The following is a 14,897-nucleotide window of genomic DNA, read 5'->3' as shown; positions in this document are numbered from 1 at the left end:
TCTTTGGAGGATATGTAAATGTCTTATGAAAAAGTTAATCAGGCGAAGAAAACCGTCATCGGTACTAAGCAAGCAGTAAAAGCAATACACGGTGGCCATGTAGTAGAAATTCTCGTGGCTCGCGATGCAGACACTCGGATCACCCAATCGGCTATTCAATTAGCACAAGAAAAAGGTGTGAAGGTTGAATTTGTAGAGTCTAAAATAGAACTCGGTAAAGCCTGCGGACTTCAAGTAGGTGCAGCAGTAGTTGCAATTACTGTATAATGGTTTTTGTGTAAGAAAACACAAAAACTTTGTTTTTTACCCAAAAATGAACCACCTGGATGTGTGGTATTACAACGATAAGAAGAAGGGAGGAATAATCGATGCCTACAATTAACCAATTAGTACGTAAGCCTCGTAAATCCAAAAGTGTAAAATCAAACTCACCTGCGTTGAATAAAGGGTATAACAGCTCTAAAAAAACGTTAACAAACGTTAACTCTCCGCAAAAACGTGGGGTTTGTACACGTGTTGGTACAATGACGCCACGTAAACCTAACTCGGCATTACGTAAATATGCTCGTGTACGTTTAACTAACCTACTTGAGGTTACTGCGTACATCCCTGGTGAAGGTCACAACCTTCAAGAACACAGTGTTGTTCTAATCCGTGGAGGACGAGTAAAAGACTTAGCTGGAGTACGTTACCATATCGTACGTGGTGCTCTTGATACAGCTGGTGTAAACGGACGTATGCAAAGCCGTTCATTATACGGTACTAAACGCCCTAAAGTTAAAAAAAGCTAATATAAAATAAAACTATAGAAATACTCGAAAGGAGGAAAACACATGCCTCGTAAAGGTCCTGTTTCCAAACGTGACGTGTTACCAGATCCAATTTATAATTCGAAACTAGTAACTCGTTTAGTCAATAAAATGATGGTAGATGGTAAAAGAGGTACTTCTCAAAAAATTCTTTATGGAGCGTTCGAACTAGTTAAAGAACGTTCAGGTAAAGATCCTGTAGAAGTATTTGATGCTGCATTAGCAAACATCATGCCAGTCCTTGAAGTTAAAGCTCGCCGTGTTGGTGGTTCTAACTATCAGGTGCCAATCGAAGTACGCCCAGAACGTCGTTCTACACTAGGTCTTCGTTACTTAGTGAACTATTCTCGTCTTCGTGGGGAGAAAACAATGGAAGAGCGTCTAGCTAATGAAATTCTTGACGCTTCTAACAACACTGGTGCTTCAGTTAAAAAACGTGAAGATATGCACAAAATGGCAGAAGCGAACAAAGCATTCGCTCATTACCGCTGGTAGGATTTTTCATCCACTAATTACTCATTTGAGAGATGGAAGGAGAAATACAAAATGGCTAGAGAGTTCTCCTTAGAGAATACGCGTAATATCGGAATCATGGCTCATATCGATGCTGGTAAAACAACAACAACTGAGCGTGTTCTTTATTACACTGGTAAAATCCATAAAATTGGTGAAACGCATGAAGGTGCATCACAAATGGACTGGATGGAGCAAGAGCAAGAACGTGGTATCACTATCACATCTGCTGCTACAACAGCTTCTTGGAAGGGTCACCGCGTAAACATCATTGATACTCCTGGACACGTTGATTTCACTGTTGAAGTTGAACGTTCACTTCGAGTACTTGATGGAGCCGTTACTGTTCTAGATGCACAATCTGGTGTAGAACCACAAACTGAAACAGTGTGGCGTCAAGCGACAACTTATGGCGTACCACGTATTGTTTTCATTAACAAAATGGATAAAATGGGTGCAGACTTCCTATATTCTGTAGGAACTCTACACGATCGCCTTCAAGCGAACGCGCATCCAATCCAACTTCCAATTGGTGCTGAAGAAGAATTCAGTGCAATTATCGACCTTATTGAAATGAATGCTACTTTCTACGGTAACGAAGACGGTACTGCAGTTACAGAAGGCGAAATTCCTGAATCACATAAAGATCAAGCGGCAGAATATCGTGAGAAATTAATCGAAGCGGTAGCTAGCGTTGACGAAGATCTTATGGAGAAATACCTAGAAGGTGAAGAAATCTCAAATGCAGAGTTGAAAACGGCTATCCGTAAAGCGACAATTGCAGTTGAATTCTACCCAGTTATTTGTGGTTCAGCATTCAAACACAAAGGTGTTCGAAAAATGCTTGACGCAGTAGTTGATTATCTTCCAGCTCCAACAGACGTGCCAGCTATTAATGGTATATTACCTGATTCTGATGAAGAGGTTGTTCGTCATTCCGATGACAATGAACCATTCTCTGCATTGGCATTCAAAGTAATGACTGACCCTTATGTTGGTAAATTAACATTCTTCCGTGTGTACTCTGGTGTTCTTGAATCAGGTTCATACGTACAAAACTCTACAAAAGGTAAACGTGAGCGCGTAGGTCGTATCTTACAAATGCATGCGAACAGCCGTGAAGAGATTTCTAAAGTTTATTCTGGTGATATCGCTGCTGCTGTTGGTCTTAAAGACACTACAACTGGTGATACTCTATGTGACGAGAAAAACCAAGTTATTCTTGAATCAATGGAATTCCCAGAGCCAGTTATCTCTTTATCTGTAGAACCGAAATCAAAAGCTGACCAAGATAAAATGGGTCAAGCTTTACAAAAACTTCAAGAAGAAGATCCAACTTTCCGTGCTCATACTGACACAGAAACTGGACAAACAATCATCTCTGGTATGGGTGAACTTCACCTTGATATCTTAGTTGACCGTATGCGCCGTGAATTTAAAGTGGAAGCTAACGTTGGTGCTCCAATGGTATCTTACCGTGAGACATTCCGTGAGTCCGCTTCAGTTGAAGGTAAATTCGTTCGACAATCTGGTGGTCGTGGTCAATTCGGACACGTTTGGATTGAATTCTCTCCAAACGAAGAAGGAAAAGGCTTTGAATTCGTAAATGGCGTTGTCGGTGGTGTTGTACCACGTGAATACATCCCAGCTGTTGAAGCAGGTCTTCGTGACTCTTTAAACAATGGTGTAATTGCTGGATATCCACTTATCGACATTAAGGCTCGTCTATTTGACGGTTCTTACCATGATGTCGATTCAAATGAAATGGCGTTCAAAATTGCTGCATCTATGGCATTGAAAAACGCAATTTCAAAATGTAAACCAGTTCTTCTTGAGCCAATGATGAAAGTGGAAGTAGTAATTCCTGAAGAATACTTGGGAGATATTATGGGTAACATCACTTCTCGCCGTGGACGCGTAGAAGGTATGGATGCTCGTGGTAATTCACAAGTTGTTCGTTCAATGGTTCCACTTGCAGAAATGTTTGGTTATGCTACAACACTTCGTTCTGCGACTCAGGGGCGTGGAGTATTCTCTATGACTTTCGATCACTACGAAGAAGTACCTAAATCAATTTCAGAAGAAATTATCAAAAAAAATAAAGGTCAATAATTGAATTTTGACTTTTTATCAAGTATAACTATTTTGTAAGCTATGAATGATGTGGGATCGCGACCTTCATCATTCATACAAAAAACTATTAATATAATTTTGAGGAGGATTTCTCTAATGGCTAAAGCTAAATTTGATCGTTCTAAAACTCACGCAAACGTAGGAACAATCGGTCACGTTGACCATGGTAAAACAACTTTAACAGCTGCAATCGCAACAGTTCTTGCAAAACGCTCTGGTGGTACTGCAATGAGCTATGCACAAATCGATAACGCTCCTGAAGAAAAAGAGCGTGGAATCACAATCAACACTTCTCACGTTGAGTATGAAACTGCAACTCGTCACTATGCACACGTTGACTGCCCAGGACATGCCGATTATGTTAAAAACATGATCACTGGTGCTGCACAAATGGACGGTGGTATCTTAGTAGTATCTGCTGCTGACGGTCCAATGCCTCAAACTCGTGAGCACATCCTTCTTTCACGTCAAGTTGGTGTACCTTACTTAGTAGTATTCATGAACAAATGTGATATGGTTGACGACGAAGAGCTACTTGAATTAGTAGAAATGGAAATTCGTGACCTTCTTTCTGAATATGACTTCCCTGGCGATGACATTCCAGTAATTAAAGGTTCAGCTCTAAAAGCTCTTGAAGGCGAAGCTGATTGGGAAGAGAAAATCGTTGAATTAATGGACGCTGTTGATTCTTACATCCCAACTCCAGAACGTCAAACTGACAAACCATTCATGATGCCTGTTGAGGATGTATTCTCAATCACAGGTCGTGGAACAGTTGCAACTGGACGCGTTGATCGCGGACAAGTTAAAGTTGGAGACGTTGTTGATATCATCGGTATCGCAGAAGAACCAAAATCAACTACTGTAACTGGTGTTGAAATGTTCCGTAAATTACTTGACTATGCAGAAGCTGGTGACAACATCGGTGCTCTTCTTCGTGGGGTAGCTCGTGAAGATATCCAACGTGGACAAGTATTAGCTAAACCAGGTTCAATCACTCCACACACAGACTTCAAAGCTGAAGTTTATGTTTTATCAAAAGAAGAAGGTGGACGTCATACTCCATTCTTCACTAACTACCGTCCTCAGTTCTACTTCCGTACAACTGACGTAACTGGTGTTTGTAACTTACCTGAAGGCGTTGAAATGGTTATGCCTGGAGACAACATCGAAATGACTGTTTCTCTTATCGCTCCAATCGCGCTTGAAGAAGGTACTAAGTTCTCTATCCGTGAGGGTGGACGTACTGTTGGTGCTGGTGTAGTTGCTACTATTACTAAATAATTATTATTAAACTTTTAGAAAGACCTTGCCGGGACGCTGGCAAGGTCTTTTTTTCGTTTAGAATGTTTATCTAGTTAAAATTGTTTACAATACTATTTCCTAAGTAATGACATAACATGATGGAATTCAACGTGTCTCTGAAAATTATTTGATCAACAAGTTTTCAATGACAAATCTGAAATAGTCGATAAAATGATTGATCTATATTATTGCTTACTTACTACGTAGTTGCTTTTTGCTTTCAACAAAAGTTTACAAGAACAAAACCATTCAACTTCTCTCTTTTTCCTGTTTGTTCGAAGAATCTACCTATCGGTGTGACGAGTTTCATTGAAAAATCTCTAGGATGAGCGATAAACGTCTCAGCTTGTGCGTTAAATTTTTCATAAACGAAAAAGACACTCAAAGAATATCTCATATACATGCTGACTTGCTTATGAGTTTGTATTTGCTTGATAGATTGGATATCTACCACATAGCAATAATTGTTTCCAATAAATTGTTGATTCATAAATATTTTGATCTCTATTTTCTTATGTACTAACACACCAGTGGTCTAAAGTATAAAGAGGTTAATATAAATGAATGCAGTTGCAGTCGTGCTGATTTTGAACTTGCTGCGAGTAAATGTTTTACTTGGATTGGTTATTGGGGCAATTTCAAGTGTTCTAACTGGTGGGTTATCGTTGATCGATACCATCACTTCTTTCACGCATGGTTTGGGAGCTGTAGCCTCAATCGCACTAAGTTATGCCTTATTTGGTGGATTTGCTGTAGTGAGTTCAAAAAACGGGAATTCCAGAGCTTCTTGTGACAAGCATACATAAATTGATCATTAAAGATGGTGAAACAGAAAAGACAGGCTTTGCTAAAACTCTTATTATCTTAGCTTTGTTACTTATGGCGGTATTCTCACAAAATTATAAACCGATTCATATCGCATTTATTCCGTTACTCGAATCACTCAGCTTACATGTTATGAACCTATTGAAAACCGAATGCGCCTTATTGCTTTGGTGTTAACTTTTGGTTTCATCATAGAAGAATTCACTGCGACTCAAATAGATGTTGTTGGTCTTGCGATTGATTTAAAGGGTATCCGTTTGCAATGTTAATCCCGATGGTGAGTCCTTGTTGCTGGTTTGTTGAAGGCTGTTTATTTCATATTGAGAGCTTCGCAAATATGAAAGTGAGACTATTATAGAAGAAACTACTTTGGTTAAAGCCGATAATAAAGATACCATCTTTACTGTGATTGCATTAATTGCTGCATTGGTTGCTCAAATCTCAACGGATGTCTTAATTATTGGGGCACTTCCAGGAAAAGTTGCATTGTACATTTCGGGAACACTAAATTGGAAAGAGGGAGATACTGGGTGAGGGATGCGTATGATTGCGTTCAACGGATTCGTCATGATTGCTGCAAATGGGTTTGCTTCGGTGGTTCAAGCAACTGGAGACATTGAATCAATGGTTGGAAGTGCTGCATTATTAAAAGAAGGAAACAGGGGACTTATCGACTTATTGATTATGATGGGATCGGTACATCCTTTAGAACAATAGCGATTATCGTTGCAATATTCGTACCGTTAGAATTGGAATGCGGTTAAAGCACACTCGAAATCATATCATTAATAGGAACTGCTGGCGCACTAAGAGATACAGGATTATCAGCTTCGGATAGTACACCCGCATCAACTGCAGGATGATATGCCGATGGTCAGCAAAATCATATCTGGGATACTCGTGTTCCTACTTTCTTGCATTACAATATTCCGTTACTAGTTTTTGGTTGGATTACGGTCATGGTTCTTTAAGGTGAGAACTTAATGTTCGGACTATTTGTCTAGCTATTGAAATAAATGTAAAACCATCATACAATATAAAAAACAGCTTGCATCTACCTTGATGCAGGCTGATGTTTTTCTTATACTGATACTTGTAAACTTCATTGTTTATATAAGCATGAGTTAGTAAAAAGAATTTCGACAAAACACTTGCGGAATCCTTTTTCTATATGTTATAATGTTGAATGTTGGTCTTTGACTGCGATGATGCGAGAGGTTACTGACACACCCGGCCGCTTTGCCATGGCGGGTGGTTAGAAAATTTTCGTTGAGAATGTCTAGTAAATAGGCGAAAAGGAGGGAAAATAATGGCAAAACAAAAAATTCGTATCCGTTTGAAAGCGTATGATCACCGAATTCTTGATCAATCTGCTGAGAAAATTGTGGAAACTGCAAAACGTTCAGGTGCAAGTGTATCAGGTCCGATTCCACTTCCAACTGAGAAGTCTGTGTACACAATTCTTCGTGCGGTTCACAAGTACAAAGATTCTCGTGAACAATTCGAAATGCGTACGCATAAACGTCTGATCGATATCGTTAACCCAACACCACAAACTGTTGATGCGTTAATGAAGCTTGACTTACCATCTGGCGTTGATATTGAAATCAAACTTTAATGGTAAATAACAAATATAAAAACAATAACTGCAGGAGGTGTGACACATGACCAAAGGAATCTTAGGTAGAAAAATCGGTATGACGCAAGTATTTGCTGAGAACGGTGACTTAATCCCTGTAACTGTAATTGAAGCTTCTCCAAACGTGGTGCTTCAAAAGAAATCAGTTGAAACAGACGGCTACGAAGCAATCCAATTAGGTTTTGAAGATAAGCGTGAAAAGCTTTCTAACAAACCTGCAAAAGGACACGTAGCAAAAGCAAGCACTGCCCCTAAGCGCTTCATCCGTGAATTCCGCGGCTTGAATATTGCTGAGTACGAAGTTGGTCAAGAAGTCAAGGTTGAAAGTTTCGCAGAAGGCGATGTAATTGATGTATCTGGTGTGACAAAAGGTAAAGGTTTCCAAGGTGTTATTAAACGCCACGGACAATCTCGCGGACCTATGGCCCACGGATCTCGTTACCACCGTCGTCCAGGTTCAATGGGGCCAGTTGCTCCGAACCGTGTATTCAAACAAAAGAAATTACCTGGTCAAATGGGTGGCACAATGGTAACGATCCAAAACTTAGTAATTGTAAAAGTTGATGCTGATCGTAACTTGCTACTTGTTAAAGGTAATGTTCCTGGTTCTCGCAAAGCATTAGTGGTAGTTAAATCTGCTATTAAAGCTAACTAATTAAATAGAGAAAGGAGGATAACAGGAATGCCAAAAGTATCTTTACTTAACCAAACAGGTTCATCTGTTGGTGAAATCGAATTAAACGATGCGGTTTTCGGAATCGCACCAAACAATAATGTATTATTTGATGCAGTAGTCTCTCAAAGAGCTTCACTACGTCAAGGTAATCATAAAGTTAAAAACCGTTCTGAAGTTGCTGGTGGTGGTCGTAAGCCATGGAAACAAAAAGGAACAGGTCGTGCTCGTCAAGGTTCAATTCGTTCTCCACAATGGCGTGGCGGTGGTGTTGTTTTCGGTCCAGTTCCACGTAGCTACAGCTACAAATTGCCGAAAAAAGTTCGTCGCTTAGCTCTTCGTTCTGCTCTTTCTTCGAAAGTGTTAGAAGAGAACTTCATCGTTCTTGAAAGCTTAGCTTTAAACGCACCAAAAACAAAAGACTTCTTGAAAGTGTTGAAAGACCTTTCGATCGAGAAAAAAGCTTTGTTCGTTACAGCTGAACTTGATGAAAACGTAGCATTATCTGCTCGTAACATCCCAGGAGTATCAGTAGTAACAGCAACAGGCATTAATGTTCTTGACTTGCTTGGACACGAGAAAATTATCGTGACTAAAGCTGCTGTAGAAAAAATCGAGGAGGTGCTAGGATAATGGAAGCACGTGATATTATTAAACGTCCGGTCATTACCGAGCGTTCTTCAGAAGTCATGGAAGAGAAAAAGTACACTTTCTTAGTGGACACTCGCGCCAACAAAACTCAAGTTAAACATGCTGTTGAAGAAATCTTTGGAGTGAAAGTTGAGAAAGTCAACATCATGAACTACAAAGGTAAATTCAAACGTGTTGGTAAATTTGGTGGATATACTAACAAACGCCGTAAAGCAATTGTTAAGTTAACTGCTGAAAGCAAAGACATCGAATTATTCGAAGTTTAATCCATACAGGATTTAAATTGAACTAACAAGAAGGAGGGAATAAACATGGCGATTAAAAAGTACAAACCTACCTCCAACGGTCGACGTAACATGACAGCTTCAGATTTCGCTGAAATCACTACGAACAAGCCTGAAAAATCATTGCTTGAGCCTGTTAAACGTAAAGGCGGCCGTAATAACCAAGGTAAGTTAACTGTTCGTCATCATGGTGGCGGTCATAAGCGTCAATATCGTGTCATCGATTTCAAACGATTTAAAGATGGCATTCCAGGACGCGTTGCTACTATTGAGTACGATCCAAACCGCTCTGCAAACATTGCATTGATTAACTATTTAGATGGTGAAAAACGTTACATCTTAGCACCTAAAGGCTTAGAAGTTGGAATGACTATCGTTTCAGGTCCTGATGCTGATATTAAAGTGGGTAACGCATTACCATTACAAAACATTCCTATGGGTTCTACAATCCATAACATCGAAATGAAGCCTGGTAAAGGTGGACAATTAGTACGTTCTGCTGGTACATCTGCACAAGTACTAGGTAAAGAAGATAAGTACGTAATTATTCGTCTTCAATCTGGTGAAGTTCGTATGATTCTAGGAACTTGCCGTGCTACAATTGGTCAAGTTGGTAACGAACAACACGAATTGATTAACATCGGTAAGGCAGGTCGTAACCGTTGGTTAGGTAAACGCCCAACTGTACGTGGATCTGTAATGAACCCGAACGATCACCCACACGGTGGTGGTGAAGGTAAATCTCCAATCGGTCGTAAATCACCAATGTCTCCATGGGGTAAACCTACTCTTGGATACAAAACTCGTAAAAAGAAAAACAAATCCGACAAATTTATCATTCGTCGTCGTAAAAAATAATGTGATTCTTCTGCGGTTCGAAAAGAGAGCCGTAGCGAGTTCACTGAGGGAGGTTCCAAAATGGGTCGTAGCTTGAAAAAAGGACCTTTTGTTGATGACCATCTTATGAAGAAGGTTGACGCACAAAAGGATTCTGAGAAAAAACAAGTGATCAAAACTTGGTCTCGCCGTTCAACAATTTTCCCGACTTTTATCGGATTAACGATCGCAGTATATGACGGACGTAAACACGTTCCTGTATATGTGACTGAAGATATGGTAGGGCACAAATTGGGCGAATTCGCACCAACACGTGCGTATAAAGGCCATGGCAATGACGATAAGAAAACAAGACGCTAATTGAGAGGAGGATATCCTGATGCAAGCTAAAGCTATTGCTAAAACAGTGCGTATTGCCCCTCGTAAAGTACGATTAGTCGTTGATTTAATCCGAGGCAAGCAAATCGGTGAAGCAGTTGCGATTTTGCGCCTTACTCCTAAGGCGGCATCACCTGTTGTTGAAAAGGTGTTGAAATCTGCTGTTGCAAACGCTGAGCACAACTATGATTTAGATGTAAACAAACTAGTTATTTCTGAAGTTTTTGTTGACGAAGGTCCAACATTAAAACGTTTCCGTCCACGTGCTATGGGGCGTGCAAGCGCAATTAACAAACGCACAAGCCACATTACGATCGTGGTATCTGAGAAGAAGGAGGGATAATTCGTGGGTCAAAAAGTACATCCAATAGGATTACGTATCGGCATTATTCGTGACTGGGAGTCTAAATGGTATGCAGAAAAAGACTATGCAACTCTTCTTCACGAAGATATAAAAATTCGTAAATACATCGAAACACGTTTGAAAGAAGCTTCTGTTTCTAAAATTGAAATCGAGCGCGCTGCAAACCGTGTAAACGTAACAATTCACACTGCGAAACCAGGTATGGTTATTGGTAAAGGTGGTTCTGAAGTGGAAGCACTTCGTAAAAACCTAAATGCTACTACTGGCGGCAAACGTGTTCATATCAACATCGTTGAAATTAAACGTGCGGATCTAGATGCAAAATTAGTTGCTGAAAACATTGCGCGTCAATTAGAAAACCGCGTATCTTTCCGTCGTGCACAAAAACAATCATTACAACGCACAATGCGTGCTGGTGCTAAAGGGATTAAAACTCAAGTATCTGGACGTTTAGGCGGCGCAGACATCGCGCGTGCTGAACACTACAGTGAAGGAACTGTACCACTTCATACTTTACGTGCTGACATTGATTATGCACACGCTGAAGCTGACACAACTTATGGTAAGCTTGGTGTTAAAGTTTGGATCTATCGTGGTGAAGTCCTTCCAGTTAAGAAGAACTCGAACTCTGAGGAAGGAGGCAAATAATATGTTAATGCCTAAACGCGTTAAATATCGTCGTGAACACCGCGGGAAAATGCGCGGAGAAGCGAAAGGCGGTAAAGAAGTAACTTTTGGTGAATTCGGCTTACAAGCTGTTGAAGCTAGTTGGATCACAAACCGACAAATCGAAGCTTCTCGTATTGCAATGACACGTTACATGAAACGTGGCGGTAAAGTTTGGATTAAAATTTTCCCACATAAACCTTATACGAAAAAGCCTCTTGAGGTTCGCATGGGTTCCGGTAAAGGTTCTCCTGAAGGTTGGGTAGCGGTAGTTAAACCAGGAAAGATCATGTTCGAAATCGCTGGTGTCTCTGAAGAGGTAGCACGTGAAGCACTTCGACTTGCATCACATAAACTTCCTGTGAAAACTAAAATCGTAAAACGTGAAGAAATTGGTGGTGAATCTAATGAAAGCTAATGAACTCCGTGACCTTACCACTGCAGAAATCGAACAAAAAGTGAAATCACTGAAAGAAGAGCTTTTCAACCTTCGCTTCCAATTGGCGACTGGTCAATTAGAAAACACAGCACGCATTAGCCAAGTTCGTAAAGCTATTGCGCGTATGAAAACTGTGATTCGTGAAAGAGAAATCAGTGCAAATAACTGATAAAGGAGGTTTTCGAGCATGACTGAGCGTAATCAACGCAAAGTATACACGGGCCGTGTTGTTTCTGACAAAATGGACAAAACTGTAACTGTTATGATTGAAACATATAAAAAACATAAACTTTATGGTAAACGTGTTAAGTACTCTAAAAAGTTCAAGGCACATGATGAGCAAAACGAAGCTAAATTAGGCGACGTAGTTCGTATCATGGAAACTCGTCCGTTGTCTGCTACAAAACGTTTCCGTCTAGTGGAAGTTGTAGAAAAAGCGGTAATTATTTAAATACAAAAGTTCGGAACAGACCATATTCCGAGAGGAGGTTACCTAAGTGATCCAACAAGAGAGTCGTATGAAAGTTGCTGACAACTCAGGTGCACGTGAAGTTTTAACAATTAAAGTGCTTGGTGGTTCTGGTCGTAAAACTGCTAACATCGGCGATGTCGTTGTGTGTACAGTTAAGAAAGCAACACCAGGTGGCGTTGTCAAGAAAGGTGACGTCGTTAAAGCCGTTATCGTTCGCACTAAAAGCGGTGTACGCCGTAAAGACGGTACTTATATCAAATTTGATGAAAACGCATGCGTTATTATTAAAGATGATAAAGGCCCGCGCGGAACTCGTATTTTCGGACCTGTTGCACGTGAATTACGTGACAATAGCTTCATGAAAATCGTATCTTTAGCTCCGGAAGTTCTTTAATCTAGATGAAAGTGCCAATCAAGGAGGTGCGACAGAATGCATGTTAAAAAAGGCGACAAAGTTATGGTGATCTCAGGGAAAGAAAAAGGCAAAACTGGTACAATCATTGCTGCTTTTCCCAAGAAAGACCGTGTGCTAGTTGAAGGTATGAATCTTGTGAAAAAGCACATGAAACCAAACCAGGCAAATCCACAAGGTGGAATTGTCAGCCAAGAGGCATCAATTCACATATCGAACGTTATGTTAATCGACCCTAAATCAGGCGAGCCGACTCGCGTAGGTTATAAAATGGTAGATGGCAAAAAAGTTCGTGTTGCAAAAAAATCTGGCGAAACAATCGATAAATAAGTAAAAGAAGAAGGGAGGTACACACATGAACCGCCTAAAAGAAAAATTTCTTAAGGAAGTTTCTCCTGCTCTAATGAGCAAGTTTGAATACAAATCAGTTATGCAAGTGCCACAAGTGAACAAAATCGTAATCAACATGGGTGTTGGTGACGCTGTTCAAAACACTAAAGCACTAGATGCAGCTGTTGAAGAATTAACAATCATTACAGGTCAAAAACCTGTTGTAACTAAAGCTAAGAAATCTATAGCTGGCTTCCGTCTTCGTGAAGGTATGCCTATCGGCTGTAAAGTAACATTACGCGGTGAGCGTATGTATGAATTCTTGGATAAATTAATTGCTATCTCTCTTCCACGTGTACGTGACTTCCGTGGTGTTTCTAAAAAAGCATTCGACGGTCGCGGTAACTACACATTAGGTGTAAAAGAACAATTGATCTTCCCTGAAATCGACTACGATAAAGTGTCTAAAGTACGCGGTATGGATATCGTAATTGTAACAACTGCGAACTCTGACGAAGAAGCTCGTGAGTTATTAACACAATTCGGAATGCCGTTCCAAAAGTAAACATAAGGGAGGCGTAAACGTGGCTAAAAAATCAATGATCGCAAAACAAAAGCGCACGCCAAAGCATAATGTACAAGCTTATACACGTTGTGAACGTTGCGGACGTCCGCATTCGGTCTTACGTAAATTTAAACTTTGCCGTATTTGTTTCCGTGAACTTGCTTACAAGGGACAAATTCCTGGCGTGAAAAAAGCCAGCTGGTAATCCCCTAAACTGGGAAGGAGGTATATGTAATGACAATGACAGATCCGATTGCAGATATGCTTACACGTATTCGTAACGCGAACATGGTTCGCCACGAAAAATTGGAAGTACCTGCTTCAAACATGAAAAAAGAGATCGCTGAGATCCTTAAACGTGAAGGTTTTGTTCGTGACGTAGAATACGTAGAAGATAGCAAACAAGGTATCATCCGTATCTTCTTGAAATACGGTCAAAACAACGAACGCGTTATTACTGGTTTAAAACGTATTTCAAAACCTGGTCTTCGTGTATACGCGAAAACAAATGAAGTACCTAGAGTATTAAATGGCCTAGGAATTGCTTTAGTGTCAACTTCTAATGGTCTTCTAACTGATAAAGAAGCACGCGCTAAACAAGTTGGCGGCGAAATCGTAGCTTACGTTTGGTAAAAAGCAACAAACGAATGGAGGTGCAAATGAATGTCTCGTGTAGGTAAAAAACCAATTGAGGTTCCTGCTGACGTTACTGTAACAATTGGTGCAAACAATGAAGTTACTGTAAAAGGTCCAAAAGGCGAGCTTACTCGTACTTTTAATGCAGATATTAAAATCGAACAATCAGAGAACGTTGTTACATTAACACGTCCTTCTGAATCAAAAGAACACCGTACGATTCACGGTACAACTCGTGCTTTGCTTGCAAACATGGTTGAAGGTGTATCTAAAGGGTTCGAACGCAGTCTTGAATTAGTAGGGGTTGGGTACCGTGCTTCTTTACAAGGTGAAAAACTTGTATTGAACGTAGGTTTCTCTCATCCGGTTGAATTCACACCTGAAGCTGGCTTAGTAGTAGAAGTTCCTACTAACACTAAGATCATCATTAGAGGAATCAACAAAGAACGCGTTGGTGCATTAGCATCTAACATCCGTCAAACACGTCCACCAGAGCCGTATAAAGGTAAAGGTATTCGTTATGAAGGCGAAGTTGTTCGTCGTAAAGAAGGTAAAACAGGTAAATAATGCTGCCTAAGCATTAGAAAGGAGTGACCTCTGTGATTACGAAACAAGATAAAAATCAAGTTCGTAAAAAACGTCATGCACGTGTACGTTCAAAAATCACGGGTACAGCTGAACGTCCTCGTTTAAACGTATTCCGTTCTAATAAACATTTATATGCGCAATTAATTGACGATACTGCTGGTGTAACACTTGTAAGTGCTTCTACTATGGAAAAAGATTTCGATGGTAAAGGTAACTTGGAGTCTGCTATAGCAATCGGTGAATCAATCGCTAAACGTGCTACGGAAAAAAACATCAAAGTTGTTGTATTCGACCGTGGCGGTTACTTATATCATGGCCGCGTAAAAGCGTTAGCTGAAGCTGCTCGCGAAAACGGCTTACAATTTTAATAAGAAGGAG

At 40.2% G+C, this 14,897-nt stretch carries 29 protein-coding genes; 28 read left to right on the top strand and 1 reads right to left on the bottom strand.

Annotation, left to right across the window (positions count from 1 at the left end):
• Positions 1–18: 18 nt before the first annotated feature.
• The 5 genes from GY23_RS16045 to tuf all read left to right on the top strand — a co-directional run bounded on the left by GY23_RS16045 (position 19) and on the right by tuf (position 4,739).
• Positions 19–267, top strand: coding sequence for a ribosomal L7Ae/L30e/S12e/Gadd45 family protein (locus tag GY23_RS16045; protein WP_075620199.1), 249 nt, complete (start codon positions 19–21; stop codon positions 265–267).
• A gap of 101 nt (positions 268–368) precedes the next feature.
• A complete protein-coding gene (rpsL, locus tag GY23_RS16040; RefSeq protein WP_075620198.1) occupies positions 369–791 on the top strand; it encodes a 30S ribosomal protein S12 in 423 nt (140 codons plus the stop codon).
• A 42-nt stretch (positions 792–833) separates the two neighbouring features.
• Entirely contained in the window at positions 834–1,304 is a 471-nt protein-coding gene (gene rpsG / locus GY23_RS16035; protein WP_075620197.1) for a 30S ribosomal protein S7, read from the top strand.
• Positions 1,305–1,355: 51 nt separating this feature from the next.
• Positions 1,356–3,434 carry an elongation factor G gene (fusA, locus tag GY23_RS16030; protein WP_075620196.1) on the top strand — a complete coding sequence of 693 codons (2,079 nt, stop codon included), beginning with the start codon at positions 1,356–1,358 and terminating at the stop codon, positions 3,432–3,434.
• Positions 3,435–3,551: 117 nt separating this feature from the next.
• Positions 3,552–4,739, top strand: coding sequence for an elongation factor Tu (tuf, locus tag GY23_RS16025; RefSeq protein ID WP_075620195.1), 1,188 nt, complete (start codon positions 3,552–3,554; stop codon positions 4,737–4,739).
• A 241-nt stretch (positions 4,740–4,980) separates the two neighbouring features.
• Here the strand turns inward: tuf and GY23_RS18360 are convergent, their stop codons facing one another.
• The gene (locus GY23_RS18360; protein WP_075620194.1) at positions 4,981–5,250 is read right to left on the bottom strand and encodes a hypothetical protein; all 270 of its coding nucleotides are present in this window, start codon (positions 5,248–5,250) and stop codon (positions 4,981–4,983) included.
• A 70-nt stretch (positions 5,251–5,320) separates the two neighbouring features.
• On the opposite strand from GY23_RS18360, the gene GY23_RS18870 reads away from it, so the two are divergent.
• The 23 genes from GY23_RS18870 (at position 5,321) to rplR (ending at position 14,887) form a co-directional block, all read left to right on the top strand.
• Positions 5,321–5,566 carry a transporter permease gene (locus GY23_RS18870; protein WP_245827684.1) on the top strand — a complete coding sequence of 82 codons (246 nt, stop codon included), beginning with the start codon at positions 5,321–5,323 and terminating at the stop codon, positions 5,564–5,566.
• Positions 5,550–5,762 carry a hypothetical protein gene (locus tag GY23_RS18865; protein WP_245827683.1) on the top strand — a complete coding sequence of 71 codons (213 nt, stop codon included), beginning with the start codon at positions 5,550–5,552 and terminating at the stop codon, positions 5,760–5,762. Before GY23_RS18870 ends, GY23_RS18865 begins: the two co-directional genes overlap by 17 nt.
• A gap of 192 nt (positions 5,763–5,954) precedes the next feature.
• On the top strand, positions 5,955–6,119 hold the full coding sequence (locus GY23_RS18860; protein ID WP_245827682.1) for a hypothetical protein: 165 nt from the start codon (positions 5,955–5,957) through the stop codon (positions 6,117–6,119).
• Between the two features lie 9 nt (positions 6,120–6,128).
• Positions 6,129–6,302 (top strand): hypothetical protein, encoded by a 174-nt coding sequence (locus tag GY23_RS18855; RefSeq protein WP_245827681.1) that lies wholly within the window; start codon positions 6,129–6,131, stop codon positions 6,300–6,302.
• Positions 6,303–6,472: 170 nt separating this feature from the next.
• Positions 6,473–6,556, top strand: a complete 84-nt coding sequence (locus tag GY23_RS18850) for a hypothetical protein (protein ID WP_245827689.1) — start codon at positions 6,473–6,475, stop codon at positions 6,554–6,556.
• A 338-nt stretch (positions 6,557–6,894) separates the two neighbouring features.
• Positions 6,895–7,203 (top strand): 30S ribosomal protein S10, encoded by a 309-nt coding sequence (gene rpsJ / locus GY23_RS16010; protein ID WP_004233624.1) that lies wholly within the window; start codon positions 6,895–6,897, stop codon positions 7,201–7,203.
• 46 nt (positions 7,204–7,249) lie between these two features.
• The gene (rplC, locus tag GY23_RS16005) at positions 7,250–7,879 is read left to right on the top strand and encodes a 50S ribosomal protein L3 (RefSeq protein WP_075620193.1); all 630 of its coding nucleotides are present in this window, start codon (positions 7,250–7,252) and stop codon (positions 7,877–7,879) included.
• 27 nt (positions 7,880–7,906) lie between these two features.
• Positions 7,907–8,530: a 50S ribosomal protein L4 gene (rplD, locus tag GY23_RS16000; RefSeq protein ID WP_075620192.1), complete on the top strand. Its 624-nt coding sequence runs from the start codon at positions 7,907–7,909 to the stop codon at positions 8,528–8,530.
• A complete protein-coding gene (gene rplW, locus GY23_RS15995; protein WP_075620191.1) occupies positions 8,530–8,814 on the top strand; it encodes a 50S ribosomal protein L23 in 285 nt (94 codons plus the stop codon). Before rplD ends, rplW begins: the two co-directional genes overlap by 1 nt.
• A 45-nt stretch (positions 8,815–8,859) precedes the next feature.
• On the top strand, positions 8,860–9,690 hold the full coding sequence (gene rplB, locus GY23_RS15990; RefSeq protein ID WP_075620190.1) for a 50S ribosomal protein L2: 831 nt from the start codon (positions 8,860–8,862) through the stop codon (positions 9,688–9,690).
• 60 nt (positions 9,691–9,750) lie between these two features.
• The gene (gene rpsS, locus GY23_RS15985) at positions 9,751–10,029 is read left to right on the top strand and encodes a 30S ribosomal protein S19 (RefSeq protein WP_016429886.1); all 279 of its coding nucleotides are present in this window, start codon (positions 9,751–9,753) and stop codon (positions 10,027–10,029) included.
• A 19-nt stretch (positions 10,030–10,048) separates the two neighbouring features.
• Positions 10,049–10,390, top strand: a complete 342-nt coding sequence (gene rplV / locus GY23_RS15980; RefSeq protein ID WP_016429887.1) for a 50S ribosomal protein L22 — start codon at positions 10,049–10,051, stop codon at positions 10,388–10,390.
• 3 nt (positions 10,391–10,393) lie between these two features.
• Complete coding sequence (gene rpsC / locus GY23_RS15975) at positions 10,394–11,059, top strand: 30S ribosomal protein S3 (protein ID WP_075620189.1); 666 nt, start codon at positions 10,394–10,396, stop codon at positions 11,057–11,059.
• Position 11,060: 1 nt separating this feature from the next.
• On the top strand, positions 11,061–11,495 hold the full coding sequence (gene rplP, locus GY23_RS15970) for a 50S ribosomal protein L16 (RefSeq protein ID WP_075620188.1): 435 nt from the start codon (positions 11,061–11,063) through the stop codon (positions 11,493–11,495).
• The gene (gene rpmC / locus GY23_RS15965; protein WP_016429890.1) at positions 11,485–11,685 is read left to right on the top strand and encodes a 50S ribosomal protein L29; all 201 of its coding nucleotides are present in this window, start codon (positions 11,485–11,487) and stop codon (positions 11,683–11,685) included. Before rplP ends, rpmC begins: the two co-directional genes overlap by 11 nt.
• A gap of 18 nt (positions 11,686–11,703) precedes the next feature.
• Complete coding sequence (gene rpsQ, locus GY23_RS15960) at positions 11,704–11,967, top strand: 30S ribosomal protein S17 (protein WP_075620187.1); 264 nt, start codon at positions 11,704–11,706, stop codon at positions 11,965–11,967.
• Between the two features lie 46 nt (positions 11,968–12,013).
• Positions 12,014–12,382 (top strand): 50S ribosomal protein L14, encoded by a 369-nt coding sequence (gene rplN / locus GY23_RS15955; RefSeq protein WP_024536511.1) that lies wholly within the window; start codon positions 12,014–12,016, stop codon positions 12,380–12,382.
• Positions 12,383–12,418: 36 nt separating this feature from the next.
• The gene (gene rplX / locus GY23_RS15950; protein ID WP_075620186.1) at positions 12,419–12,730 is read left to right on the top strand and encodes a 50S ribosomal protein L24; all 312 of its coding nucleotides are present in this window, start codon (positions 12,419–12,421) and stop codon (positions 12,728–12,730) included.
• A 25-nt stretch (positions 12,731–12,755) separates the two neighbouring features.
• Positions 12,756–13,295 carry a 50S ribosomal protein L5 gene (gene rplE, locus GY23_RS15945; protein ID WP_075620185.1) on the top strand — a complete coding sequence of 180 codons (540 nt, stop codon included), beginning with the start codon at positions 12,756–12,758 and terminating at the stop codon, positions 13,293–13,295.
• Between the two features lie 19 nt (positions 13,296–13,314).
• Entirely contained in the window at positions 13,315–13,500 is a 186-nt protein-coding gene (locus GY23_RS15940; RefSeq protein ID WP_016429895.1) for a type Z 30S ribosomal protein S14, read from the top strand.
• A gap of 29 nt (positions 13,501–13,529) precedes the next feature.
• A complete protein-coding gene (rpsH, locus tag GY23_RS15935) occupies positions 13,530–13,928 on the top strand; it encodes a 30S ribosomal protein S8 (RefSeq protein ID WP_016429896.1) in 399 nt (132 codons plus the stop codon).
• 30 nt (positions 13,929–13,958) lie between these two features.
• Positions 13,959–14,498: a 50S ribosomal protein L6 gene (gene rplF / locus GY23_RS15930; protein WP_075620184.1), complete on the top strand. Its 540-nt coding sequence runs from the start codon at positions 13,959–13,961 to the stop codon at positions 14,496–14,498.
• Positions 14,499–14,530: 32 nt separating this feature from the next.
• A complete protein-coding gene (gene rplR, locus GY23_RS15925; RefSeq protein ID WP_075620183.1) occupies positions 14,531–14,887 on the top strand; it encodes a 50S ribosomal protein L18 in 357 nt (118 codons plus the stop codon).
• Positions 14,888–14,897 lie beyond the last annotated feature (10 nt).

It is taken from the genome of Paenisporosarcina indica (genome assembly GCF_001939075.1).
Lineage (GTDB): Bacteria > Bacillota > Bacilli > Bacillales_A > Planococcaceae > Paenisporosarcina > Paenisporosarcina indica.
The sequence above is the reverse complement of the archived record's forward strand: the minus strand, read 5'-3'. Positions and strand labels throughout refer to the sequence as shown.